The sequence below is a fragment of the Rugamonas sp. GW822-FHT03B10 genome (assembly GCF_058801745.1).
In genome coordinates, this window is sequence record NZ_JBXANP010000007.1 from 94,164 (window position 1) to 118,058 (window position 23,895).

The 23,895-nt window shown below is 67.8% G+C and carries 21 protein-coding genes and 1 riboswitch; of the genes, 14 read left to right on the forward strand and 7 right to left on the reverse strand.

What is annotated here, in order from left to right; all coding sequences use genetic code 11:
* The first annotated feature begins 122 nt into the window (after positions 1-122).
* The 3 genes from AC1RQG_RS13530 (at position 123) to AC1RQG_RS13540 (ending at position 2,141) form a co-directional block, all read left to right on the forward strand.
* Entirely contained in the window at positions 123-794 is a 672-nt protein-coding gene (locus AC1RQG_RS13530) for a glutathione S-transferase (protein WP_493132118.1), read from the forward strand.
* A gap of 71 nt (positions 795-865) precedes the next feature.
* A complete protein-coding gene (locus AC1RQG_RS13535) occupies positions 866-1,642 on the forward strand; it encodes a 5'-3' exonuclease (protein WP_493132120.1) in 777 nt (258 codons plus the stop codon).
* 34 nt (positions 1,643-1,676) lie between these two features.
* Positions 1,677-2,141 carry a response regulator gene (locus AC1RQG_RS13540; protein ID WP_493132122.1) on the forward strand — a complete coding sequence of 155 codons (465 nt, stop codon included), beginning with the start codon at positions 1,677-1,679 and terminating at the stop codon, positions 2,139-2,141.
* Here the strand turns inward: AC1RQG_RS13540 and mnmA are convergent.
* Together mnmA and AC1RQG_RS13550 are read right to left on the reverse strand one after the other, a co-directional pair.
* The gene (gene mnmA / locus AC1RQG_RS13545) at positions 2,124-3,230 is read right to left on the reverse strand and encodes a tRNA 2-thiouridine(34) synthase MnmA (protein ID WP_493132124.1); all 1,107 of its coding nucleotides are present in this window, start codon (positions 3,228-3,230) and stop codon (positions 2,124-2,126) included. The genes AC1RQG_RS13540 and mnmA overlap by 18 nt on opposite strands.
* Positions 3,231-3,261: 31 nt before the next feature.
* Positions 3,262-3,750: an NUDIX hydrolase gene (locus AC1RQG_RS13550; RefSeq protein WP_493132126.1), complete on the reverse strand. Its 489-nt coding sequence runs from the start codon at positions 3,748-3,750 to the stop codon at positions 3,262-3,264.
* 371 nt (positions 3,751-4,121) lie between these two features.
* Between AC1RQG_RS13550 and AC1RQG_RS13555 the strand changes: the two genes are divergently transcribed.
* The 3 genes from AC1RQG_RS13555 to AC1RQG_RS13565 are packed head-to-tail and all read left to right on the forward strand — an operon-like array spanning position 4,122 to position 7,050.
* A complete protein-coding gene (locus AC1RQG_RS13555; protein WP_493132128.1) occupies positions 4,122-5,234 on the forward strand; it encodes a Re/Si-specific NAD(P)(+) transhydrogenase subunit alpha in 1,113 nt (370 codons plus the stop codon).
* A 17-nt stretch (positions 5,235-5,251) separates the two neighbouring features.
* Positions 5,252-5,596 (forward strand): NAD(P) transhydrogenase subunit alpha part 2, encoded by a 345-nt coding sequence (locus AC1RQG_RS13560; protein ID WP_493132130.1) that lies wholly within the window; start codon positions 5,252-5,254, stop codon positions 5,594-5,596.
* On the forward strand, positions 5,593-7,050 hold the full coding sequence (locus AC1RQG_RS13565) for an NAD(P)(+) transhydrogenase (Re/Si-specific) subunit beta (RefSeq protein ID WP_493132132.1): 1,458 nt from the start codon (positions 5,593-5,595) through the stop codon (positions 7,048-7,050). Before AC1RQG_RS13560 ends, AC1RQG_RS13565 begins: the two co-directional genes overlap by 4 nt.
* Before the next feature lie 58 nt (positions 7,051-7,108).
* Here AC1RQG_RS13565 and AC1RQG_RS13570 read toward each other — a convergent pair whose 3' ends face one another.
* Entirely contained in the window at positions 7,109-7,435 is a 327-nt protein-coding gene (locus tag AC1RQG_RS13570; protein ID WP_493132134.1) for a hypothetical protein, read from the reverse strand.
* 41 nt (positions 7,436-7,476) lie between these two features.
* Positions 7,477-7,580, reverse strand: a riboswitch (SAM-I-IV-variant riboswitch).
* A 273-nt stretch (positions 7,581-7,853) separates the two neighbouring features.
* On the opposite strand from AC1RQG_RS13570, the gene AC1RQG_RS13575 reads away from it, so the two are divergent.
* Positions 7,854-8,090 carry a hypothetical protein gene (locus tag AC1RQG_RS13575; RefSeq protein WP_493132136.1) on the forward strand — a complete coding sequence of 79 codons (237 nt, stop codon included), beginning with the start codon at positions 7,854-7,856 and terminating at the stop codon, positions 8,088-8,090.
* A gap of 16 nt (positions 8,091-8,106) precedes the next feature.
* A complete protein-coding gene (locus AC1RQG_RS13580; RefSeq protein WP_493132138.1) occupies positions 8,107-8,370 on the forward strand; it encodes a hypothetical protein in 264 nt (87 codons plus the stop codon).
* A gap of 35 nt (positions 8,371-8,405) precedes the next feature.
* Here the strand turns inward: AC1RQG_RS13580 and AC1RQG_RS13585 are convergent, their stop codons facing one another.
* The 4 genes from AC1RQG_RS13585 to AC1RQG_RS13600 form a co-directional block, all read right to left on the reverse strand.
* Complete coding sequence (locus AC1RQG_RS13585; RefSeq protein ID WP_493132140.1) at positions 8,406-9,605, reverse strand: UbiH/UbiF/VisC/COQ6 family ubiquinone biosynthesis hydroxylase; 1,200 nt, start codon at positions 9,603-9,605, stop codon at positions 8,406-8,408.
* A gap of 8 nt (positions 9,606-9,613) precedes the next feature.
* Positions 9,614-11,032, reverse strand: coding sequence for a Xaa-Pro aminopeptidase (gene pepP, locus AC1RQG_RS13590; protein ID WP_493132142.1), 1,419 nt, complete (start codon positions 11,030-11,032; stop codon positions 9,614-9,616).
* Complete coding sequence (gene murU, locus AC1RQG_RS13595; protein WP_493132144.1) at positions 10,948-11,679, reverse strand: N-acetylmuramate alpha-1-phosphate uridylyltransferase MurU; 732 nt, start codon at positions 11,677-11,679, stop codon at positions 10,948-10,950. Before murU ends, pepP begins: the two co-directional genes overlap by 85 nt.
* A gap of 63 nt (positions 11,680-11,742) precedes the next feature.
* Positions 11,743-12,822 (reverse strand): aminoglycoside phosphotransferase family protein, encoded by a 1,080-nt coding sequence (locus tag AC1RQG_RS13600; RefSeq protein WP_493132146.1) that lies wholly within the window; start codon positions 12,820-12,822, stop codon positions 11,743-11,745.
* Positions 12,823-12,920: 98 nt separating this feature from the next.
* Between AC1RQG_RS13600 and AC1RQG_RS13605 the strand changes: the two genes are divergently transcribed.
* The 6 genes from AC1RQG_RS13605 (at position 12,921) to AC1RQG_RS13630 (ending at position 23,891) form a co-directional block, all read left to right on the forward strand.
* Positions 12,921-15,158 (forward strand): LPS-assembly protein LptD, encoded by a 2,238-nt coding sequence (locus AC1RQG_RS13605; RefSeq protein ID WP_493132148.1) that lies wholly within the window; start codon positions 12,921-12,923, stop codon positions 15,156-15,158.
* A 66-nt stretch (positions 15,159-15,224) separates the two neighbouring features.
* Positions 15,225-16,646, forward strand: a complete 1,422-nt coding sequence (locus AC1RQG_RS13610) for a peptidylprolyl isomerase (protein WP_493132150.1) — start codon at positions 15,225-15,227, stop codon at positions 16,644-16,646.
* A gap of 9 nt (positions 16,647-16,655) precedes the next feature.
* On the forward strand, positions 16,656-17,759 hold the full coding sequence (pdxA, locus tag AC1RQG_RS13615) for a 4-hydroxythreonine-4-phosphate dehydrogenase PdxA (RefSeq protein WP_493132152.1): 1,104 nt from the start codon (positions 16,656-16,658) through the stop codon (positions 17,757-17,759).
* Between the two features lie 22 nt (positions 17,760-17,781).
* Positions 17,782-18,561: a 16S rRNA (adenine(1518)-N(6)/adenine(1519)-N(6))-dimethyltransferase RsmA gene (gene rsmA / locus AC1RQG_RS13620; RefSeq protein WP_493132154.1), complete on the forward strand. Its 780-nt coding sequence runs from the start codon at positions 17,782-17,784 to the stop codon at positions 18,559-18,561.
* Between the two features lie 116 nt (positions 18,562-18,677).
* Positions 18,678-20,231 carry a c-type heme family protein gene (locus AC1RQG_RS13625; RefSeq protein ID WP_493132156.1) on the forward strand — a complete coding sequence of 518 codons (1,554 nt, stop codon included), beginning with the start codon at positions 18,678-18,680 and terminating at the stop codon, positions 20,229-20,231.
* 30 nt (positions 20,232-20,261) lie between these two features.
* The gene (locus AC1RQG_RS13630; protein ID WP_493132159.1) at positions 20,262-23,891 is read left to right on the forward strand and encodes a response regulator; all 3,630 of its coding nucleotides are present in this window, start codon (positions 20,262-20,264) and stop codon (positions 23,889-23,891) included.
* The last annotated feature ends 4 nt before the right edge of the window (positions 23,892-23,895 follow it).

Sequence of the window (23,895 nt, forward strand, 5' to 3'; positions counted from 1 at the left end):
GATGGCGCCGTCAGCGAGTGTACTGCTTTTTCCGCCTAGCAAGCTATTGCCGGCGCGGATGGGGTAACAGTGTTAAGCTGGCAAGGTGCGCAGGCCCGCCCCCACCTTGAACAGGAAGCCCCATGATCGTCGTCCACCACCTCAACAACTCCCGTTCGCAGCGCGTCCTGTGGCTGCTCGAAGAACTGGGCCTGGAATACGAGATCGTGCGCTACCAGCGCGACCCCAGGACCATGCTGGCGCCGCCGGCGCTGCGCGCCATCCACCCGCTCGGCAAGTCGCCCGTGATCACGGACGGCGACGTGACGGTGGCCGAATCGGGTGCCATCGTCGAATACCTGGTCGAGCGCTACGGCAACGGCATGCTGGTGCCGCCGCCCGGCACGGCGGAAAAGCGGCGCTGGACCTATTTCATGCACTACGCGGAAGGCTCGGCCATGACGCCGCTGCTGATGAAGCTCGTGTTCGACCGGGTCGAATCGGGGCCGGCGCCGTTCTTCGTCAAACCGGTGGCGCGCGCCATCGCGCACAAGGTCAAGTCGATGTACATCCAGCCGCAGATCGAGCAGCACCTCGATTACCTGGAGGCGGAACTGAGCCAGCACCTGTGGTTCGCCGGCGACCAGTTCAGCGCGGCCGATATCCAGATGAGTTTTCCGCTGGAGGCGGCCGCCGCCCGCGCGGGCCTCGATGGCAAGCGCCCCCACTTGCTCGCCTTCCTCGAGCGCATCCACGCGCGCCCGGCGTTCCAGCGCGCGCTCGAACGCGGCGGGCCGTACGAGCTGCTGAAGTAAGGGGCGGCGCCCCGGCGGCGCCGTCACCGTGCGGTAGAATGCGCGCTTGAATCAGTCCGTATGAATCCCCCATGACCCGACTCCTCGCCATCGATGGCCTCAACATCGTGCGCCGCGTCTACGAAGCGAGCCCTGAACCGGATTCGGCCGAGAAGGCCGAGCTGGCGCTGCGCCACGCGCTGTCCTCGTTCCGCAAGCTGATCTCCGAACATGAACCGAGCCACGTGCTGCCGGCCTTCGACTATGGCGGCCCCACGTGGCGCCATGCGCTGTACGCCGGCTACCGCGCCGGGCGCGATCCCATGCCGCCCGTGCTGCGGGCGGCGCTGCCGGCGTTCTACGAACAACTGGCCGGCTGGGGCCTGCGCGTGGTGTCGCTGCCGGAAGTGGAGGCCGACGACGTGATCGGCACCGTGGTGCTGCGCTGGCTGGGCGAGGGCCGCGGCGAGGCCACCGTGGCCACCACCGACAAGGACTTGCATCCGCTGATCGCCAACGGCGCCCTGATCTGGGACCACTTCAAGGGCGAATGGCACGACCACGCCTGGGTCGAGCGCAAGTGGGGCGTGCCGCCCGGGCAGTTGCCGGACCTGCTGGCGCTGATGGGCGACGCCACCGATTCCATCCCCGGCGTGTCCAAGGTGGGCGCCAAGACGGCGGCCCGACTGTTGCGTACATACGGCAATCTGGACGCCATCATGGCCGGCGCCGGCATTCTGAAGGACACGCTGGGCGAAACCCTACGAAAAGAGCGGGAAATGTTGTATCTTTCCCGACAACTGGTGCAATTGAAAACGGACGTGCGGGTCGGCGTGAGCTGGAACATGCTGGCCTGGGATCGGCAATAGGAGCCGGCGGCGCGTCCACGAGAAAGGTTTTACGATGTTAAAGGCAGTCATTATCGACAGCAGCGCCGTGGCCCGCGGCCTGCTCAACACCGTCCTGCTCGACGGCGGCTACGACGTGGTGGGACAGAGCCACACCTGCGCCAGCGGCATGGCGCTGCTGCTCAAGCACCAGCCCCACATCGTCTGCATCGCGCGCGAGCAGATCGAAGCCGACACCGGCGTGGTGCGCGAGATCAAGGGCAGCTGGCCCAAGACGCTGATCTTCATGGTGTCGAGCGAATTCGACGCGGCCACCATCCAGGCCGCCCACGCGATGGGCGTGAACGGCTTCATCGTCAAGCCGTTCAAGGCCGACACGGTGCTCAACACCATCCGCAACACGGTGATCGCCATGGTCAAGCGCCAGCGCGCCGCCATGGCGGCCCAGCAGGGCGCAGCCGCGCCGGCCGATGGCGGCCAGCCCGGCGAGGGCGGCCCGGCGTCAGGCGCTGAAGTCTGATCCGGCGATGATGCCGCCGCCCAGGCACACGTCGCCGTCGTACAGCACGGCCGACTGGCCGGGCGTGACGGCCCACTGGGCCTGCTCGAACCGCAGCGAGAAATTGGCGTCGCCGTCCGGCGCGACGGTGCAGGCCACATCGGCCTGGCGGTAGCGGGTCTTGGCCGACAGCGCGCGCGGCGCCGGCGGCGTGCCGGCCACCCAGCTGGCCTGGTCGGCGCGCAGCGTGGACGACAGCAGCCACGGATGGTCATGGCCCTGCACGATGTACAGCGTGTTGTTGGCGATGTCCTTGCGCGCCACGTACCAGGCGTCGCTGCTGCCGTCTTCGTTCTTGTAGGCCTTCATGCCGCCCACGCCGATGCCCTTGCGCTGGCCCAGCGTGTAGAAGCTCAGGCCCACGTGCTCGCCCACCACCTTGCCGTCCGGCGTCTTCATCGGCCCCGGCTTGTAGGACAGGTAGCGGTTCAGGAATTCTCGGAACGGGCGCTCGCCGATGAAACAGATGCCGGTCGAATCCTTCTTGGCCGCGTTGGGCAGGGCCAGCTTCTCGGCGATCTTGCGCACCTCGGTCTTGGGGATCTCGCCCAGCGGGAACAGGGTCTTGGACAACTGGGCCTGGTTCAGGCGGTGCAGGAAGTAGCTCTGGTCCTTGGTGTGGTCAAGTGCCTTCAACAATTCAAACTGTGTTCCGTTCTGGCGCACCCGCGCGTAGTGGCCGGTGGCGATCAGGTCCGCGCCCAGGTGCATGGCGTGGTCCAGGAAGGCCTTGAACTTGATCTCGGCGTTGCACAGCACGTCCGGGTTGGGTGTGCGGCCGGCCTGGTATTCGCGCAGGAAGTCGGCGAACACGCGGTCCTTGTATTCGGCCGCGAAGTTGACGGCCTCGATGTCGACCCCGATCACGTCGGCCACGCTGGCCGCGTCGATCCAGTCCTGGCGGGTGGAGCAGTATTCGGAGTCGTCGTCGTCTTCCCAGTTCTTCATGAACAGGCCCACCACCTCGTAGCCCTGCTCCTTGAGCATCCACGCCGCGACCGAGGAATCGACCCCGCCTGACATACCGATCACGACTTTTTTCTTGCTCATCTTACTTATTCCTACTGATTCCGTTACTTTGTTAATTTGATACCACTTCCTTGAACACGGAAGCGTGGGTGTGCAGCAGCTCCAGCGGCGCGCGCCGGCCCGCCAGGTATTCGTCCACGCACTGCAGCACCAGCGGGCTGCGGTGCTGGTCGCGGCAGGCGGCCAGTTCGTCGCGCGTGAGCCACATGGTGCGCAGGATGCCCTCGTCCAGCGGCCGGTCGTGGCGCTGGCCCGGCACGCCGCAGAAGGTGAAGCGCAGATACGTCACTTCCTCGCCCGTGCGGCGCGAGGTGTAGCGCGACATGTACATGCCCACCAGCGCCGTGGGCGTGAATTCGTGCGCCGTCTCCTCCAGCGTCTCGCGGATCACGGCCTGCTCGAGCGACTCGTGCGGGTCCAGGTGGCCGGCCGGCTGATTGATGCGCACACCCTCGCTGGTCTCTTCTTCGATCAGCAAGAACTTGCCATCCTGTTCGATGATGGCGGCGACAGTCACAGAGGGTTTCCAGATACGCGGCATGGGTCATCCTTGAAAGAGCCGCCATTTTAGCCTGTTCTGCCGCTCCGGTTATGACAGCCGTATGACTTGAGGGGGGCTTGGCATTGAATTTGCTCAAACTTCGGGGAGATTGTTGCTGCGCAGCAGAATTTTATGCGGCTCCAGTTGTAAATTCGCACAATTTCATTACAAATAGTAATAAATGAAGTGATAATTGACCTATTTATTGATAAATGCATACTAAGTATAGTGAGCCCAACGGCGCAGCCGTCCACCCCCCCGATTAGTGGGACAGCACTATCGTAGTGCCGGGACAAATAGCCTGTCGCCATCGCATTCCGTGTTAGATTTCTATCGTCTAGTCAGTTTATTAATCCTTTGGAGGCAATTGTATGAGAATAGGCATACCGGCCGAGACGCGGTCGGGTGAAACCCGAGTCGCGGCGACGCCCGAAACAGTCAAGAAGCTCGCAGCGAAACATCAGGTCGTGGTGCAATCTGGCGCTGGTATGCCGGCCTCGGTGACGGATGAGGCCTACGCGGCCGCCGGCGCCCAGATCGTCGGCGCCGCCGAAGCCTTCGCCGCCGAGGTGGTGCTCAAGGTGCGCGCCCCCAACGCGGACGAGCGCGGCCTGATGAAGGCCGGCACCGTGGTGATCGGCATGCTCAACCCGTTCGACAGCGAGACCATCGCCGCCATGGCCGCCGCCGGGCTGCAGGCGTTCGCGCTGGAGGCCGTGCCCCGCATCACGCGCGCCCAGTCGATGGACGTGCTGTCGTCGCAGGCCAACATCGCCGGCTACAAGGCCGTGATGATGGCCGCCAACACCTACCAGCGCTTCATGCCGATGCTGATGACGGCCGCCGGCACCGTGAAGGCGGCCCGCGTGCTGATCATGGGCGTGGGCGTGGCCGGTCTGCAGGCCATCGCCACGGCCAAGCGCCTGGGCGCAGTGATCGAGGCGTCCGACGTGCGGCCGCCCGTCAAGGAGCAGGTCGAGTCGCTGGGCGCCAAGTTCATCGACGTGCCGTTCCTGACCGAGGAGGAGAAGGAAATCGCCAAGGGCGTGGGCGGCTACGCCCGTCCCATGCCGGCCGACTGGATGCGCCGCCAGGCGGAACTGGTGCACGAGCGGGCCAAGCTGGCCGACATCATCATCACCACCGCCCTGATCCCCGGCCGCGCCGCGCCGACCCTGATTTCGGAAGACACCGTGAAGGCCATGAAGCCCGGTTCCGTGATCGTCGACCTGGCCGTCTCGCAGGGCGGCAACTGCCCGCTGTCGGAGCTGGGCAAGACCGTGGTCAAGCACGGCGTCTACATCGTCGGCGAGCCGGACCTGGCCACGCTGGTGGCGGCCGACGCCTCGGCCCTGTACGCGCGCAACGTGCTCGACTTCCTCAAGCTGATCATCGACAAGGAAGACAAGCTCGTGATCGACCGCGAGGACGAGATCATCAAGGCCACCCTGGTGTGCGCCGGCGGCGACGTGCTGCGCAAATAACCGAATCTGGAGGAATCATGGAAGTCAGTCATACCATCATCAACCTGATCATCTTCGTGCTGGCCATCTACGTGGGCTACCACGTGGTGTGGACCGTCACCCCGGCGCTGCATACGCCGCTGATGGCCGTCACCAACGCCGTCTCGGCCATCATCATTGTGGGCGCCATGCTGGCCGCCGCGCTCACCACCGGCCCGGTGGGGCAGATCGCCGGCACCGTGGCCGTGGCACTGGCGGCCGTCAACGTGTTTGGCGGCTTCCTCGTCACCCAGCGCATGCTGGAGATGTTCAAGAAAAAAGAGCCCAAGGCGCAAGCGCCCAAGCAGGCAGCGCAAGGCATCGAGCAAGGGAGCAAAGCATGAATTTCATCAGTATGAACCTGGTCACGATGATGTACCTGATCGCCTCGGTGTGCTTCATCCAGGCGCTCAAGGGACTGTCCTCGCCGGCCACGGCGCGCAAGGGTAACGCGTTCGGCATGTCGGGCATGGCGATCGCCGCCGTCACGACGCTGGCGCTGATCCTCAAGCTCAAGGCCGAGGCGGAGCAGGGCGGCATGGGCTTCGCGCTGGTGGCGCTGGGCGTGGTGGTCGGCGGCGGCATCGGCGCCACGCTGGCCAAGAAGGTCGAGATGACCAAGATGCCGGAACTGGTGGCGGCGATGCACTCGCTGATCGGCCTGGCCGCCGTCTGCATCGCCGTGGCCGCCGTGTCGGAACCGCACGCCTTCGGCATCGCCGCCCTGGGCGAGGCGCTGCCGTTCGGTAACCGCATCGAACTGTTCATCGGCACCTTCGTCGGCGCCATCACCTTCTCCGGCTCCGTGATCGCGTTCGGCAAGCTGTCGGGCAAGTACAAGTTCCGCCTGTTCCAGGGCGCGCCCGTGAAGTTCTCGGGCCAGCACATGCTGAACCTGATCCTGGCCCTCGTCATGGTGGGCCTGGGCCTGGTGTTCGTGACGGCCGGCGGCACGGAACCGGCGTGGGTGCCGTTCCTGATCATGACGGCCATCGCCTTCGTGCTGGGCGTGCTGATCATCATCCCGATCGGCGGCGCCGACATGCCGGTGGTGGTGTCGATGCTGAACTCGTACTCGGGTTGGGCGGCGGCCGGCATCGGCTTCTCGCTCAACAACGCGATGCTGATCATCGCCGGTTCGCTGGTCGGCTCCTCCGGCGCGATCCTGTCCTATATCATGTGCAAGGCCATGAACCGCTCGTTCTTCAACGTGATCCTGGGCGGCTTCGGCGGCGACGCGGCGGCCGGCGGCCCGGCCGGCGCGCAGGAGCAGCGCCCCGTCAAATCCGGCTCGGCCGACGACGCGGCGTTCATCATGTCGAACGCGGAAACCGTCATCATCGTGCCCGGCTACGGTCTGGCCGTGGCGCGCGCGCAGCACTCGCTGAAGGAACTGGTCGAGAAGTTGACCCACAAGGGCGTGACCGTGAAGTACGCGATCCACCCGGTGGCGGGCCGCATGCCCGGCCACATGAACGTGCTGCTGGCCGAGGCGGAAGTGCCGTACGACCAGGTGTTCGAGATGGAGGACATCAACGGCGAATTCGGCCAGACCGACGTGGTGCTGGTGCTGGGCGCGAACGACGTGGTCAACCCGGCCGCCAAGGATCCCAAGTCGCCGATCGCCGGCATGCCGATCCTGGAGGCGTACAAGGCCAAGAGCATCATCGTCAACAAGCGCTCCATGGCGTCCGGCTATGCGGGCCTGGACAATGACCTGTTCTACCAGGCCAACACCATGATGGTGTTCGGCGATGCGAAGAAGGTCATCGAGGACATGGTGAAAGCGGTCGACTAAGCCGCCCCGCCGTTCCGCGAAAACCGCACCAGCCTCACGGCGGTGCGGTTTTTTTTTATCAGTGGCGCGCCACGCCGCTGTCGAAGTGCAGCATGTGTTCGACATGCACCTTGATCTGGCCCGTGAGGCCGGAGAATTCCTTGCGCAGCGCGCGGGCCGTCTCGTCGTCGATGCCTTCGACGATGATGCAGTGGTCGTAGCAGCCGGCCCGGCGCACGATCACCCATTTCTCGATGCGCGCCCGGGCGCGCTTCAGGATCGCTTCCAGTTGGCCGGCGATCGGTTCATGCGTGCCCAGCAGGAGATGAAAGGTGTGCGTCAAACGGAACTGACTGCGCCAAGCGCTGATGTCGTCGGAGGGGGAGAAGGTCGTTTGCGTGGTCATGGTCACTCCAAAAATCCTGGCCCGATTCGGAGCAATCCATGTCGCGCCCGCTTCGTTGCCGTTAATAGGCCGCATCGCCGTGAAGGCTTCCACCTTGCCCGGGTAGGCAGGTTGGCGTCGGACAAGCCGACTCTTGATGCAAATTTGCTCATATCCGGATTTTATTGCCGAAATCCGTTATACAGAACTTGCGTTCAATATAGCGGAATTTCGCTGGGTCGGCAATAGGCTGGCGGAGTGATGAACTACGCGCCAATGTCTTGCCTGCCCCCTGGCCGTGATACCGGAAACGCGATTGACGGTAGTGAAAAGTGCGCATAATCTGCGCAATTAAGGGGCGAGTTTTCCCTATTTCACGTCCCGCTCTTCCTTAGGCAGACTTGCGCAAAGCGGCGCTGATTGAAAGGAGTACTTTGACATGGAAACGAAAATGCCAGCCCGATCCAACGATAAGGTCAAACTCAGTCTATTAATTTCTCCCCAACTCAACGAAGCGCTCGAGACCATGGCTCAAGAGAGCGGCACCACCAAGAGTGATATTTTGCGCAAGGCGATCGCCTTGCTTGAGGTAGCCTTGGATGCGAGAAAGGAAGGGAAAGGCATTGGCATCGTGACCAAGGATCGGCAGGTGGTGACCGAGATCGTGGGGGTATAGCCTTCCGGGAGTCGATATGACGATCGATCTGAATCAATTAATCAGAGAACAGGGATACAAAACAGAGATAACACCTCCCGAACCCGAACATGATGCAGCGCTGCGGCGCTTTAAGGAGCGCTGGGTATTTCTGGCAGCGCTGATCATCATGTTAGGACTCATCGGCTTCATCCTGGGCTGGTTAATTGCTGGGAAGCCGAGCGCCGATGACAAGAAGTGGATCTTTGCCGTACTGGGATCGGCATTCGGCTTTTCCGCTACCGTACTTCTCAAGAAATAAAATGATTGATCGGATCGGTTGACGTGCCAGCGCAGTTAACGGCGGCCGTACATCATCAGCTCCGCCAGCACGCTGCGCGCGGGGCGGAACAGGTCGATGGCGGCCAGCGACATGCCCAGCAGCGCTTGCGCAGGCGAGTCGTTGGCGAAGATGCGGGCCATGGTGTCGGTCACGCGCATGGTGGTGCTGCGGTCCGCGTGGCGCTGGGCCGTGTAGCGCGCCAGGTTGTCGGGCGTGGCGCCGGTCGCCAGCAGGCGCGCCAGCACGGCCACGTCGCGCAAGCCCAGGTTGAGCCCTTGCCCCGCCACCGGGTGCATGGTCTGCGCCGCGTTGCCGATGGCGACCGAGCGCGCCGTGCTGCGCGCGTCCGCGTTCAATCCCAGCGGGAAGCCGAGGCGCGGCGTGGCGGCCGTGAATTTGCCAAGCCGGTCGCCGAAGGCGTGGCCCAAGCGCGCGAGGAAAGCCGCGTCGTCCAGTGCCAGCAGCGCCTGCGCCTGTTCGGGACGCACGCACCACACGAGCGAGTACTCGGCCTGACCGTCGCGGGTGTCCTGCGGCAGCAGCGCCAGCGGACCCTGTTCCGTGAAGCGTTCGTAGGCGCGGTGGGCGATCGGCGCGCTGCAGCGCACCTGGGCGATGATGGCCGTCTGCCCGTAATCGCGGCGCACGGCCTTGCTTTCCTGGTCGCTGTACAGGCCACCTTCGGCTTGCACCATGATGGCAGCGCTCAACGTGTGCGCATCGGGCTCGCCTTCGTGCTGGATATGCAGGTCGATACGGTCCCCGTGTTCCGCGCTGCCCGTCACGCGCGCCGGGCGCAGCATGCGGATGCCGGCCCGTTCGCATACGGCGCCCAGCACCGTCACCAGGTCGCCGTAGCGGGCCACGTAGCCGAGCGCGGGCACGCCGTGTTCGTCGCGGTCTATCATGCTGCGGCCGAACTGGCCCCGGCGCGACACGTGGATCTGGTGGATCGGCGTGCCGGCCACCGGCCACGCGCCGATCTCCTCCAGTATCTGCCGGCTGCCATAGGACAGGGCCAGCGAGCGCGGGTCGTTGCTGGCCTGCGCCAGGGTCTTGGCGTCGATCAGGCCGATGCGCTGCGGCGTCACGCCGCGTTTGACCAGCAACGCGGCCAGCGCCATGCCGGCCGGGCCGGCGCCGCAGATGGCGATGTCGAGGTCGGTGGTGGGCGCGGTGGCGGCGGAATGGTGCGTGGCGGTGGCTGGATTCATGGTGATGGTCATGGTGCCTGTTGCATCAGGTGTTCGATGTCGGCCACCGATTTGGGCGCGGCGGCGCTGATGATGGTGTGGCCGGTCGGGGTGACGATCACGTCGTCCTCGATGCGGATGCCGGTGTTCCAGAACTGCTCGGGCACGCCCTCGGCCGGCCGCACATAGATGCCCGGTTCCACCGTCAGCACCATGCCCGCCTGCAGGGGGCGCGAAGGCTTGTCGGGTGCGTTCACGTCGCGGTACTGGCCCACGTCGTGCACGTCCATGCCCAGCCAGTGGCCGGTGCCGTGCATGTAGAACGGCAGGTAGCTCTTGCTGGCGATGACGTCGGCCACGTTGCCGGCCTTGTTCTTGTCGAGCAGGCCCAGGTCCAGCATGCCTTGCGCCAGCACTTGCAGCGCCGCGTCGTGGATGGCCGTGTAGCGGTGGCCGGGTTTGATGGCGTGCAGGGCGGCCGCCTGCGCCGCCAGCACCAGTTCGTACAAGTCCCGTTGCGGCGCCGTGAAGCGGCCATTGACGGGATAGGTGCGGGTGATGTCGGAGGCGTAGCCATCGAGCTCGCAGCCGGCGTCGATCAGCAGCAGCTCGCCGTCGCGACAGGGCGCGTTGTTGGCGCTGTAGTGCAGCACGCAAGCGTTGGCGCCGCTGGCGACGATGGAGGAGTAGGCCGGATGCTGGGCGCCGCTGCGGCGGAACTCGTACAGCAGCTCCGCCTCGATCTCGTATTCGTGCATGCCGGGCCGGGTGGCGCGCATGGCGCGCGCGTGGGCGCGGCCGGAGATGGCGGCGGCGCGGCGCATGGTGGCCAGCTCGCCGTCGTCCTTGAGCAGGCGCATCTCGTCCAGCAGCGGCAGCAGGTCGTGGGCGGCGGCCGGCGCCGTCACGCCCAGGCGGGCCTGACGCCGCACGGCCTGCAGCCAGCGCCGCACGCGCGCGTCGAGTTCGGCGTCGCTGCCCAGCGCGTAGTACAAGGCCGGCGCGTTGGCCAGCAGCTGTTCCATTTGCGCGTCCAGCGCGTCGATGGCAAAGGTGGCGTCGAAGCCGAACGCGCCCAGCGCCGCTTCCGGGCCGTGGCGGAAGCCGTCCCAGATTTCCCGTTCCGCGTTCTTCTCGCGGCAGAACAGGATGGCGCGGGCCGGCGTGTCGCCGCGCGCGGCCACCAGCACCACCACGCTCTCCGGTTCGGTGAAGCCGCTCAGGTAGTAGAAATAGCTGTCGTGGCGGTACGGGTAGTCGCTGTCGGCGTTGCGCGCCACCTCCTGCGCCGTGGGCAGCACGGCCACGGCGCCGGGCGCCATCTGCGCCATCAGGCGGGCGCGCCGCGCGGCGCAGGCGCCTGTCACTTGGCCGCTCCGTTGCGGGCGGCGGGGGCGCGCGTCACGTTCAGCGCTTCCAGTTGTTCGATGGTGCCCACGTTGTGCCATTCGCCCTCGTACACTTCGCCGCCCACCTGGCCGCGCTCGATGTACTGGCGCAGCAGCGGGCCAAGTTTGGCGTGGCTGCCCGGCGTGATGCCGTCGAAGATCTCGGGCCGGTACACGCCGATGTTGCCGAAGGTCCAGCGCGGGTCGCCGTCGTTGGTGACCGAGTACAGGGACAGGCCGAAGTCGCCCTCGGGGTGGAACGGCGGATTCTTGACCAGGTACAGCCAGGCCACGTCGCGCTTGTCGGCCGGGTAGGGGGTGCCCCACATGTCGGCGTCGTGCAGCACGTCCTTGACTTCCTCGAAGTCGAAGTAGGGGCAGTAGATGTCGCCCGAGATGGCCAGGAACGGCTCGTCGCCCAGCAGGTGGCGGGCGGCGGCCACGCCGCCGGCCGTCTCCAGCGCCGTCTGCTCGGGCGAGTAGGCGATGCGCGCGCCGAACTGGCTGCCGTCGCCCAGCGTCTGTTCGATCTGGTCGCCCAGGTGGGCGTGGTTGATGACGATGTCGGTGATGCCGGCGCGCACCAGGTTGAGGATGTGCCAGACGATCAGCGGCCGGCCGCGCACGGTCAGCAGCGGCTTGGGGCAGGTGTCGGTCAGGGGGCGCATCCGCTCGCCGCGGCCGGCGGCGAAGATCATGGCTTTCATGGGGGGCTTTCGTGGCTGGACGGGCGCCGGCGAAGGGCCGGCGCACGCCTCCAGCTTATCAACTTAGAAGGTGTAGCCGACCTGCGGCTGCTTGTTTTCCAGCGTGTCGAGCAGGCGCACCAGCGGCTTGAGGTCCTTGTAGCGGTTGGCCGTCTTGCGCACGTAGTCCATCACGGTGGGCAGGTCGGCCAGGTAGCCGGCCTTGCCGTCGCGGTAGTTGAGGCGGCAGAACAGGCCCAGGATCTTCAGGTGGCGCTGCAGGCCCATGTACTCGAAGTCCTTGTAGAAGGCGTCGATGTCCTTGTTGACGGGCAGGCCCACGGCCTTGGCGTGCTGCCAGTAGCGGATGGTCCAGTCGAGCACCAGTTCCTCGTCCCACTGCACGTAGGCGTCGCGCAGCAGCGAGGCCACGTCGTAGGTGATGGGGCCGTACACGGCGTCCTGGAAGTCGAGGATGCCGGGGTTGCCCGCGTCGAGGCGCATCAGGTTGCGCGAGTGGAAGTCGCGGTGCATGAACACCTGCTGCTGGGCCAGCGCGCGGGCCAGGATGGCGTCGAACACTTTTTGCAGCTCGGCCGACTGGGCCTCCGTCAGCGTGGCGCCCAGGTGCTTGCCGATGTACCACTCGGGGAACAGGTTCATCTCGCGCAGCATGAAGGCGCGGTCGAATTCGGGCAGCACGCCGGGCCGGCTGCTTTGCTGGATCTTGACCAGCGCCTCCAGCGCCTCGGCGTACAGGGTGGAGGCGTTGTCGTGGTCGATCTCGCTCAGGTAGGTGCTGTTGCCGAGGTCCGACAGCAGCAGCAAGCCGCGTTCCGCGTCCTGCGCCACGATGGCCGGCACCGACACGCCGGCGTCGGCCAGCAAGCCCTGCACCTTGATGAAGGCCGGCACGTTCTCGCGCTCGGGCGGGGCGTCCATCACGATCAGCGTTGCGCCGAGATTCGCGCCGGGTGCGCCCTGGCGGGCCGGCAGCACGTCGACCCGGAAGTAGCGGCGGAAGCTGGCGTCGGCCGAGGCGGGACGCACCGAGTCCACCCGCACCAGGTCGAGGGTGGCGAGCCACTCCTTGAGCATGGCCAGGCGCGCGTCGGCGGCAGGGGTGGACGGGGAATCGGATGGTGGATTTGGCAATAAAGACATGAAGCGGACGGTGGAAACCGGCGAAAGCTGAAGATTCCCATATAATAAGGGATTCATTTCAAAAAATCGCCTGTCATGGTGTTAAGTCGCTACCTTTCATGAGCTGGTTCCTGGCCCCTTACCCCTCGCAACGCTGGGCATATGCCTTGTCCGCCCTCGTCACCGTGGCGGCGTTGCCGGTCCACGCCCAGACCCCGGCCCAGGCCAAACCGCGCCCGCCGCGCGTGGAAGACCCGAACGCGCCCACCACCATCCAGGCCGAGGACATCAGCGGCCGCCCCGAGCGCGAGCTCAATCTGGCGCGCGACGTGGAACTGGTCAAGGGCAAGACCCGCGTCAAGGCCGACACGGCCTGCTACCGCCAGGTCGAGGACGAGGTCGAGGCCGAGGGCCATGTGCGCATCTGGCGCTTCGGCGACTACTTCACGGGCGACGAGCTGAAACTCAATCTGGACACGGGCGTGGGCTACATGCAGCACCCCACCTACCAGATGGAACTGAACCACGCGCAGGGCAAGGCGCAGCGCGTCAACTTCCTCAACGAGGACGAGGCGCTGGTGATCGACGGCACCTACAGCACCTGCCAGGGCCCGAACCCGGACTGGTACCTGAAGGCCAGCCGCCTCAACCTCGATTCCGGGCGCGACGTGGGCACGGCCGGCCAGACCATCGTCTATTTCAAGGACGTGCCCATCCTCGGCACGCCGGCCCTGTCGTTCTCGCTGTCGGGCGCGCGCCGCTCGGGCTGGCTGCCGCCCATGCCGGGCTTCGGCTCCAAGGGCGCGGCCGAACTGACGGTGCCGTACTACGTCAACATCGCGCCCAACCGCGACCTGACGCTGTACCCGAAGATCATCCCCCGGCGCGGCTTCCAGCTGGGCGCCAACGGCCGCTACATCGGCGAGACCGACGCCGGCATGTACCGCGGCGAGACCTACCTGGAGTTTCTGCCGCACGACAAGCAGACCCAGACCGACCGCTGGACCATCAAGTCCACCCATGAACAGGATCTGGCCAGGGACTGGTCGTATGGCTGGAACGTGCGCGCCGCCTCGGACGACAACTACCCGAACGACTTCTCCAAGACGGTGGCCGGCAGCGCCGAGCGCCAGCTGCTGCGCGAACTGCGCAGCGACTACCACGGCGACTACTGGCGCCTGACGGCCCGCGTCCAGAAGTACCAGGTGCTGCAGGACCCCGATTCGATCACCGACAAGTCGCTGTTCGTGACGCGCCCCTACGACCGCCTGCCGTCGCTGAACTTCCACGCCGGCCGCTACGACGTGGCCGGCTTCGACTGGGAATTCGACAGCGAGCTGACGCGCTTCTGGCATCCGACCGAGCTGCGCGGCACGCGGCTGGTGGCGATCCCGCAGCTGAGCTACCCCGTGATCGGGGCCAGCTACTTCATCACGCCCAAGCTGATGCTCAACGCCAGCACCTACCAGCTCGACGCGCACGACACCGACCCGGCCCGCAACCTGTCGCGCTCCGTGCCCACGTTCTCGCTGGACTCGGGCCTGGTGTTCGAGCGCGACGCCAAGCTGTTCGGCCGCGCCACCACGCAGACGCTGGAGCCGCGCCTGTTCTACGTGAACACGCCGTACCGCGACCAGTCGGCCCTGCCCACGTTCGACACGGCCGCCGCCACCTTCAACTTCAGCCAGCTGTTCAGCGAGAACCGCTTCGTCGGCTCGGACCGCATCGGCGACGCCAACCAGCTGACGGCCGCGCTGGTGTCGCGCTTCCTGGAGTCGTCGGGCGCCGAGCGGCTGCGCCTGGCGTTCGGCCAGCGCTTCTATTTCCGCGACCAGAAGGTGCAGCTGGACGCCTCCACACCCAGCAACGACAGCCGTTCCGACATGCTGCTGGCGGCCACCGGCCGCATCTCCGAGACCTGGGGCTTCGACAGCGCCGTGCAGTACAACCCCAGCCAGCACCAGACGGTCAGCTCCAACTACGGCATCCAGTGGCAGCCGGGCCAGAAGAAGGTGCTCAACCTCGGCTACCGCTACCTGCGCGACAGCTTCAAGAACGCCGACCTGTCGGGCCAGTGGCCGGTGTCGCAGCGCTGGTATGGCGTGGGCCGGGTCAGCTACTCGCTGCTCGACAAGAAAATCCTGGAATCGTTGGTGGGCCTCGAATACAACGGCGACTGCTGGGTGTTCCGCATGGGCGCCCAGCGTTTCGTGACGACGGCCAAGAACGTCTCCACCCCCATCTTCTTCCAGCTTGAGCTCAACGGCCTGTCCAAGCTGGGCGTGGGCAACCCGCTGGAGGCCATGAAGAACAGCATCCCCGGCTACCAGCGTTTGAACGAGGGCTACGGCCGCTAAGCGTTACACTAGGCGCGTCCCGCCCGTTTGCATTTTTCTACCCCTGACACATGAGCGTTCTCCATTATGCGTAAAGCCAGTATGCACCACACGAAGATCGCAGCGCTGTTGCTGTGCGTCGCCGCCACCTCGGGCTGCAGCATGTTTTCGAGCAAGAAGACGCCGGCCCCCGCGCCCGCCCCGGCCGCCGCCGCCGCCCCGGCCGCCGCCCCCGCGGCCGCCGCCGCGAAGGCCGCGCCCAAGGCCAGCAGCACCACCCCGATCGATTCCATCGCCGTCGTCGTCAACGACGACGTCATCACGCGCCAGGAGCTGGCGGCCCGCATCCAGGCCGTGACCCAGCGCATGAAGCAGCAGAACGTGGCCCTGCCCGACGCGGCCGACCTGCGCCACCAGATCCTCGAGCGCATGATCGTGGAACGGGCCCAGATGCAGATGGCCAAGGAATACGGCGTGCGCGTGGACGACACCATGCTCGACCGCGCCATCGGCCGCATCGCCGAGCAGCAGAAGATGACGGTGCAGGAATTGCGCAACCAGATGGAGAAGGATGGCACGCCGTTCGCCACGTTCCGCGAGGAGATCCGCGACGAGATCATCATGCAGCGCCTGCGCGAGCACGAGGTGGACGCCAAGATCCAGATCTCCGACGCCGAGGTGGACAGCTACCTGGCCGCCGAGAAGGCCGCCGCCGCCGAGCAGGTGGAGCTGAACCTGTCGCAGATCATGATCCGCATCCCCGAGAACGCCACGCCGGAAGTGATCGCGGCCCGCCGCGAGCGCGCCGAGCAGGTCATGCGCCAGCTGCGCACGGGCGCCGACTTCGCCAAGATGGCCGCCTCGTTCTCCGACGCCAGCGACGCCCTCAAGGGCGGCGAGATCGGCTGGCGCAACTCCGACCGCCTGCCGCCGCTGTTCGCCGAGGCGCTCTCCAAGCTCAAGCCGGGCCAGGTCACGCCCATCATCAAGAGCGTGGGCGGGTTCCACATCCTGAAGGTGGTGGACCGCCGCAGCGCGGCCGAGGGCCAGGCCGCCGCCGCCGTCCAGCAGACCCACGCGCGCCACATCCTGATCAAGGTCACGCCCACCATGAGCGCCTACGACGCCAAGCGCAAGCTGGTCGAACTGAAGGAGCGGCTCGACAACAAGGCCGCCAAGTTCGAGGACCTGGCGCGCCAGTATTCCAACGACGGCTCGGCCGTCAAGGGCGGCGACCTCGGTTGGCTGTACCCGGGCGACACCGTGCCCGAGTTCGAGGCCGCCATGAACGCGCTCAAGCCCGGCGAGGTGAGCCAGCCGATCGAATCGAGCTACGGCTACCACCTGATCGAGGTGCTCGAGCGTAAGACCGACGACCTGTCCAAGGAGCGCCAGCGCAACGCGGCCCGCCAGGCCATCCGCGAGCGCAAGCTGGCCGAGGCCGTCGAGGACTGGCAGCGCGAGGTGCGCGACCGCGCCTACGTCGAATTCCGCGACGACGCCAAGTAAGGAGCCATGATGAGCATGCCGCAGTCTTCGACCCCGCCGCCGGCGCGCCGCCCCGGCGCGCGCCCGGTGCTGGCCGTCACGGTCGGCGAGCCGGCCGGCATCGGCCCGGAGATCGCCATCCGCGCCGCCTGGGGCCGGCGCCACGAGGTCAACTGCGTGCTGCTGGGCGACGCGGCCTACCTGGCCATGCTGGCCGGCGAGATCGACCCCGCCATCCGGCTCTCGTCGCTGTCGCTGCAGGCCGTGCGCAACGGCGGCCTGCCCCATTTCGGCGCCGAGCGCCTGAGCGTGATCGACGTGCCGCTGGAAGCCCACGTCCATCCCGGTGTGCTCGACAAGAACAACGGCCGCGCCGTGCTGGCCACGCTGGACGCGGCCATCGAAGGCGTGCGGGCCGGCTGGTTCGAGGCCATCGTCACGGCGCCGCTGCAGAAGAGCACCATCAACGACGCCGGCATTCCCTTCTCCGGCCACACGGAATACTTCGCCGCCCAGACGCGGACGCCGCAGGTGGTGATGATGCTGGCCGGCCAGCCGCAGGGCGTGGCCGGCGCGCCGCCGCTGCGGGTGGCGCTGGCCACCACCCATCTGCCGCTCAAGGACGTGGCGGGGGCGCTCAGCCAGGAGGGCCTGGCCCGCATCCTCGACATCATCGACCGCGACCTGCGCGTCAAGTTCGGCATCGCCGCGCCGCGCATCCTGGTCACCGGCCTGAACCCGCACGCGGGCGAGGGCGGCTACCTGGGGCGCGAGGAGATCGACGTGATCGAACCGGCCATCGCGGCCGCCCGCGCGCGCGGGCTGGACGTGACCGGCCCGTATCCGGCCGACACGCTGTTCCAGCCCAAGTACCTGGCGCAGGCCGACTGCGTGCTGGCCATGTACCACGACCAGGGCTTGCCGGTGCTGAAGTACGCCACCTTCGGCCACGGCGTCAACATCACGCTGGGCCTGCCGCTGATCCGCACCTCGGTCGACCATGGCACGGCGCTGGACCTGGCCGCGCAGGGCGTGGGCCGGGCCGACTGCGGCAGCATGGAGGCGGCCATCGCCAGCGCGCTGCAGATGGCCGAGGCCAGCCGCGCGGCCGGCCACGCCCCTTATCACCCATAACAAAAAAGTACCCGCATCCTTCATGAAACACGTCGCCCGCAAACGCTTCGGCCAGAATTTCTTACACGACCAGCACGTGCTGGCCGCCATCACGGACGCCATCGCGCCCGCCGCCGACGACGCCATGGTGGAGATCGGCCCCGGCCTGGCCGCCATGACCGAGCAGCTGATGCGCACCGTGACCCACATGCACGTGGTGGAGCTGGACCGCGACCTGGTGGCGCGCCTGGAAAAGACCTACAGCCGCGCCAAGCTCACCGTCCACGCGGGCGACGCGCTCAAGTTCGATTTCTCCACCATCCCCGTGCCCGCCGGCCAGAAGCTGCGCGTGGTGGGCAACCTGCCGTACAACATCTCCAGTCCGCTGCTGTTCCATCTGGCCAAATTCGCGCCGCTGGTGCAGGACCAGCACTTCATGCTGCAAAAGGAAGTGGTCGAGCGCATGGTGGCCGAACCGGGCAGCAAGACCTATGGCCGGCTGTCGGTGATGCTGCAATGGCGCTACAACATGGCGCTGCTGTTCGTGGTGCCGCCCGAGGCGTTCGACCCGCCGCCCAAGGTCGACTCGGCCATCGTGCGCATGGTGCCGGTGGCCCAGCCGCTGGCGTGCGACGAGGCCACGCTGGAGGCGGTGGTGCTGAAGGCGTTCTCGCAGCGCCGCAAGGTGATCCGCAACTGCCTGGCCGGCATGTTCACCGAGGCGCAGATCGTGGCCGCCGGCATCAACCCCACCGACCGTCCCGAGGCGGTCGGCCTGGCCCAGTACGTGGCGCTGGCCAACCTGCTCAAGCCGGCCGCCTAGGCGGCATGGCCGGCGGCCCGACCCCCGGGTCTGGCCCCGGTTTGCGCCGCATACCCGGCGGCCCTTAATTGCGTTATGCTGGCAGCAACGGACATTACCCGGCGCGGCCAGACAACATGACGACAGCGGCACCCCGCTCCCTATTCTGGAAACTGTTCCTGCCCATCGGGGGCGCGCTGGGCCTGTGCGCGCTGGGCGCGGCCATCGTGGTGCCGCGCTACATCGAGCGTAACGCCGAGCAGGAGGCCGTCAGCGCCGCGCGCGAGACGGCGCGCCAGTTCACGCTGCTGCGCCAGTACTACACGGCCAACGTGGTGGCCAAGGTGATGGCCCACCCCGGCCTGCGCGTGGACAGCGACCACCTCGACCGCCCCGACACCATTCCGCTGCCGGCCACCATGGTGCTGGAACTGGGCGAACTGCTGCGCGACTCCGGCGTCAACCTCAAGCTGTACAGCCCCTATCCCTTCCCCAACCGCGCCAACCGCGTGCTCGACAGCTTCGGCGAGGACGCCTGGGCCCATTTCCAGCGCCATCCCGACCAGGCCTACACCCGCACCGAGCGGATCGGCGGCGCCACCGTGGTGCGGGTGGCGCTGGCCGACAAGATGATCGCCCAGTCCTGCGTCGACTGCCACAACAGCCTGCCCACCAGCCCCCGCACCGACTGGAAACTGGGCGACGTGCGCGGCGTGCTGGAGGTCGACTCCAGCCTGCAGCTGGAGACGGGGCGGCGCGCCATCTACGCCGTGCTGGCCACGCTGGCCGCCTTGCTGCTGCTGGCCGGCCTGTTCCTGTGGCTGTTCTACCGGCGCGCCATCGCCGGCCCGCTGGCGCAGGCGCTGGAGGCGGTCGGCACGCTCACCGCCAGCAGCGACGCCAAGGTGGCGGCGGCCCAGGCCATCGCGGCCGGCGACCTTGATCGGGAGCTGGCGGCGGCGCCGGAGCTGGCGCTGCACGGGGCCGCGCCCGGCAACGATGAACTGGGCAGCCTGCTGCGCTCCGTGCAGCGCAACCTGGAGCTGCAGCGCGCGCTCGATGCGGCGTTCGCCTCCATGCTGGAGTCGCTGCGGGCGGCGCGGTTGCGCGACACGGAGCGCGACTGGCTCAAGACCGGCCAGAATGAACTGGCCGAGGCCATGCGCGGCGATTTCAGCACGGCCGAACTGGCCGACCGCGTGCTGCGCTATCTGGCGCAGCGGCTGGACGCCGGGCTGGGGGCGCTGTACCTGGTGTCGGACACCGACGGCGCGCTGGAACGGGTGGCCACCTACGCGCTGGCCAACCGGCACGACGCGCCGGCCCGGCTGGCGCCCGGCCAGGGCCTGCCGTGGCAGGCCTTGCGCGAGCGGCGCACGCTGTGCCTGGACGCGGTGCCGGCCGACTACATGGCCATCGGCTCGGCGCTGGGCGCGGCCCGGCCCACGGTGCTGACCGTGTGGCCGCTGTGGCATGGCGACACGGCCGTGGGCGTGCTGGAACTGGGCGCGTTCCGTCCCTGCACGGCCTTGGAACAGGAGTTGCTGGCGCTGGTGCGCGAAGCGTGCGCGCTCGGTTTCAGCATGCAGCTGGCGCACCAGCACACGCAGCGCCTGCTGCGCCAGGCCCGCGGGCAGCGCGACGGCGAGGCGGACGGCATGGCGCGGCCCCACCTGTCGGGCGGCGGTTAGCCGATCGATGGCTCACATGGAGGAGTGGCTTTGTTCACAGCGTTTCTCGGCCGCCTGATGCTGCGGCAAAAATTCCTGCTGCTGGCGCTGCTCGGCTGCGTCACGGTGGCCATTCCGACGGCACTGTTCCTCAATGAAGCCAACAAGTCGATCGCCGTCGCCGAGCGGGCGGCGCGGGGCATCGTGCCGGCGCGCGCGCTGCTGACGGTGGTCAATCTCGTGCAGCAGCACCGTGGGCTGGCGTCCATGGCGCTGGCCGGTGACGCCGCGTCGCGCGCGCCGGCCATGGCCAAGCTGCGCGAAGCCGACCAGGCGTTCGCGCAAATGGAACGCCACGTCCGGGGCCTCGATGAGCGCGACCTCAGCGCCGCCTGGTTCCGCCTGCTCGAACAGTGGAGCGCGCTGTCGGCCAAGGATGCGCAGGGCGCGCTCACGGCGGCCGACAGCTTCGCGCGCCACAGCGACCTGATCGCGCAGCTGTTCCGCTTCAACGACAACATGATCGGCCACGCCGGCCTGCGGCTCGATCCCGAACCCGATTCCTACTTCCTGACCGACGCGCTGCTGGTGCGCGCGCCCGTGCTGCGCGAAACGCTGGGCCAGTTGCGCGGCGCCGGCGCCGCCATGCTGGTGCGCGGGACGGCCGGCATGGACGAACGCATCGCGATCGCCTCGCGGGCCGACCGCGCCGACGACTACTACCGCGTCATCGACGACGCGCTGGCCGTCGCGCTGGCCCACAATCCCGACCTGCGCACCCGGCTGGCCGACCTGCTGCGCGTCAGCCGCGCCAAGGGTCAACAGGCGCTGAAGCTGGCGCGCGAACAGCTGGTGCGGCCGCCCCGCCTCGGCTACGACGCCGGCGACTACTATCGTCAGCTCAGCGACGCCATCGACGTCGAGCAGCGGCTGGCCGAGGCGGGCCTGGACGCGTTGCAGCAAGTGCTGGCCGCGCGCGTGGCCGGCCAGCACCGCACCGAGGCCATGCTGGTGGGCGCGGTGCTGCTGCTGTGCGTGCTGGCCGTGGCACTGGGCCACATCATCATCCGCTCGGTGACGCGGCCGCTGGGCCACGCGCTGGACGTGGCGCGCGTGCTGACGGCCGGCGCCAGCGACAAGATCGAGGCGGCCGGCGCCATCGCGCGCGGCGACCTGGAACGGCGGCTCGCCGTGGCGCCGCCGCCGGCCATGGCGCAGGCGCCGGCGGCGCAGGACGAGGTGGGCGAGTTGCAACGCTCGCTGCTGCGCATGGGGCAGGTGCAAAGCACGCTGGACCAGGCCTTCCTGAGCATGCTGGACGCGCTGCGCGACAGCCGGCTGCGGGGCGAACGGCGCGACTGGATGATGGCTGGCCAGAACGAGCTCAATGTGCGCATGCGCGGCGAGCTGGAAACGGCGGTGCTGGCCGACCGCGTGCTGTCCTACCTGTGCCCGCGCATCGGCGCCGGCGCCGGCGCCTGCTACCTGTACGACGAGGCCACCGGGCAGTTGTGTCCCGTGGCCGGCTACGGGCTGGCGCCGGCCGACGCCCAGGCGGCGCCGCTGGCGCTGGGCGAGGGCGTGCTGGGACAGGCCGTGCTGGAACGGCGCACCATCGTGCTGGACCAGGTGCCGCCCGGTTATCTGACCATCGCCTCGGCGCTGGGCCAGGCCACGCCGGCCTGCGTGGTGGTGCTGCCGCTGCTGCATGGCGCCACCGTGGTGGGCGCGCTGGAGGCGGGCGCGTTCCGGCCCTACAGCACGGCCGAACTGGCGTGGCTGGAACAGGTGAGCGAAAGCGTGGCCATCGGCTTCGACGTGGGGCTGTCGCGCCAGCGCACGCGCGCGCTGCTGGCCGAGACGGCGCGCCAGGCCGAGGAATTGCGCGTGCAGCAGGAGGAGCTCCAGCAAAGCAACGAGGAACTGGAGGAACGGGCCGACCTGCTGGAACGCCAGCGCGAGCAGATCCGGGCCAAGAACGCCGAAGTGGAGCAGGCCAGCCGCGAGATCTGGCACAAGGCCGAGCAACTGCAGCGCATCAGCGCCTACAAGAGCGAATTCCTGGCCAATATGTCGCACGAGCTGCGCACCCCGCTCAACAGCATGCTGATCCTGTCCGGCCTGTTGCGCGACAACCGGCCCGGCAACCTGACGCCCGAGCAGACCGAATACGCGAGCACCATCCACGCGGCCGGCAAGGACTTGCTCAACCTGATCAACGACATCCTCGACCTGGCCAAGGTGGAGGCGGGCCAGGTCGATTGCCACTACGAGGACGGCGAACCGGCCGCGATGCTGGCCGCGCTCGACAACCTGTTCCGGCCGGCGGCCGAACAGAAGGGCTTGCGCCTGTCGATCGCGCTGGACCCGGCCGTGCCGGAGCGCTTGCGGCTCGACGTGCAGCACACGGCGCAGGTGCTGCGCAACCTGCTGGGCAACGCGATCAAGTTCACGGCCCATGGCGAGGTGGCGCTGCGCGTGTCGCTGGCGCCGCCCCAGGACGGGCGGCCGGCGATGCTGGCCTGGGCCGTCGGCGACACCGGCATCGGCGTGCCGGAAAGCCAGCAGCAGCTGATCTTCGAAGCGTTCCGCCAGGCCGACGGCGGCATCTCGCGCCACTACGGCGGCACGGGACTGGGGCTGTCGATTTCGCTGCAACTGGCGGCCCGCATGGGCGGCAGCCTGGCCCTGCACAGCGTGGTGGGGCAGGGCAGCACCTTCACGTTGCTGCTGCCGCTGCAGGCGGCCCATGGCACGGCGGACGCCCTCACGGGCGCGGTCGACGGCGCCAACGCCATTGCCACCAGCGCCACTGCGTCGTCCCCGGCACCGGGCGCGGACGCCCCGGTGCCGGCCGACCGCGCCGCGCCCTGGCGGGTGCTGGTGCTGGAAGACCGGCCAACCGCCGCCAGCAGCTTGTGCAGCCAGCTGGCCACGCGCGGCATCGCGGCCGTGGGCGCGCGCGGCGCCACCGAGGCGCAGGCCGTGCTGGCGACCCAGCGCATCGGCTGCCTGGTGCTGGATCTGGACCTGGAGCTGGCCGGCGTGCCGGCTCCCGAACTGCTGGAGCAGGTGCAGCAACTGGCGGGGCAGCCGCTGCCCGTGGTGCTGCACTCGGCCCGCGCGCTGGACGCCAGCCAGCAGCGCACCCTGCGCCAGCACGCCGACAGCATCGTGCTGCGCGGCGAACGCAGCGCCGAGCGGCTGGCCGACGAAGTGGCATTGTGCCTGCACGCGGCGGCGCAGCGCCAGGCCGTGGCGGCGGCGCGCCCCGGCGCCGGCGCGGCCTTGCCGGGCGAGTTGCCGTTCGAGGGGCGCAAGATGCTGATCGTGGACGACGACATGCGCAACGTGTTCTCGCTCACCAGCCTGTTGACGGACAAGGGGGCCGTGGTGGTGGAGGCGGAGAACGGCAAGGAAGCCTTGCGCCAGCTGGAACAGCACCCGGACGTGTGCGTGGTGCTGATGGACATCATGATGCCGGAAATGGATGGCTACGAAGCCATGCGGGCGATCCGCGCCCAGCCGCGCCACCGCGCCCTGCCGCTGATCGCCATGACGGCCAAGGCCATGCAGGGCGACAGCGAGAAATGCATGGCGGCCGGCGCCAGCGACTACATCACCAAACCGCTCGACACGGTCAAGCTGCTGTCGCTGCTGCGGGTCTGGACCCAGGGCTGACGCC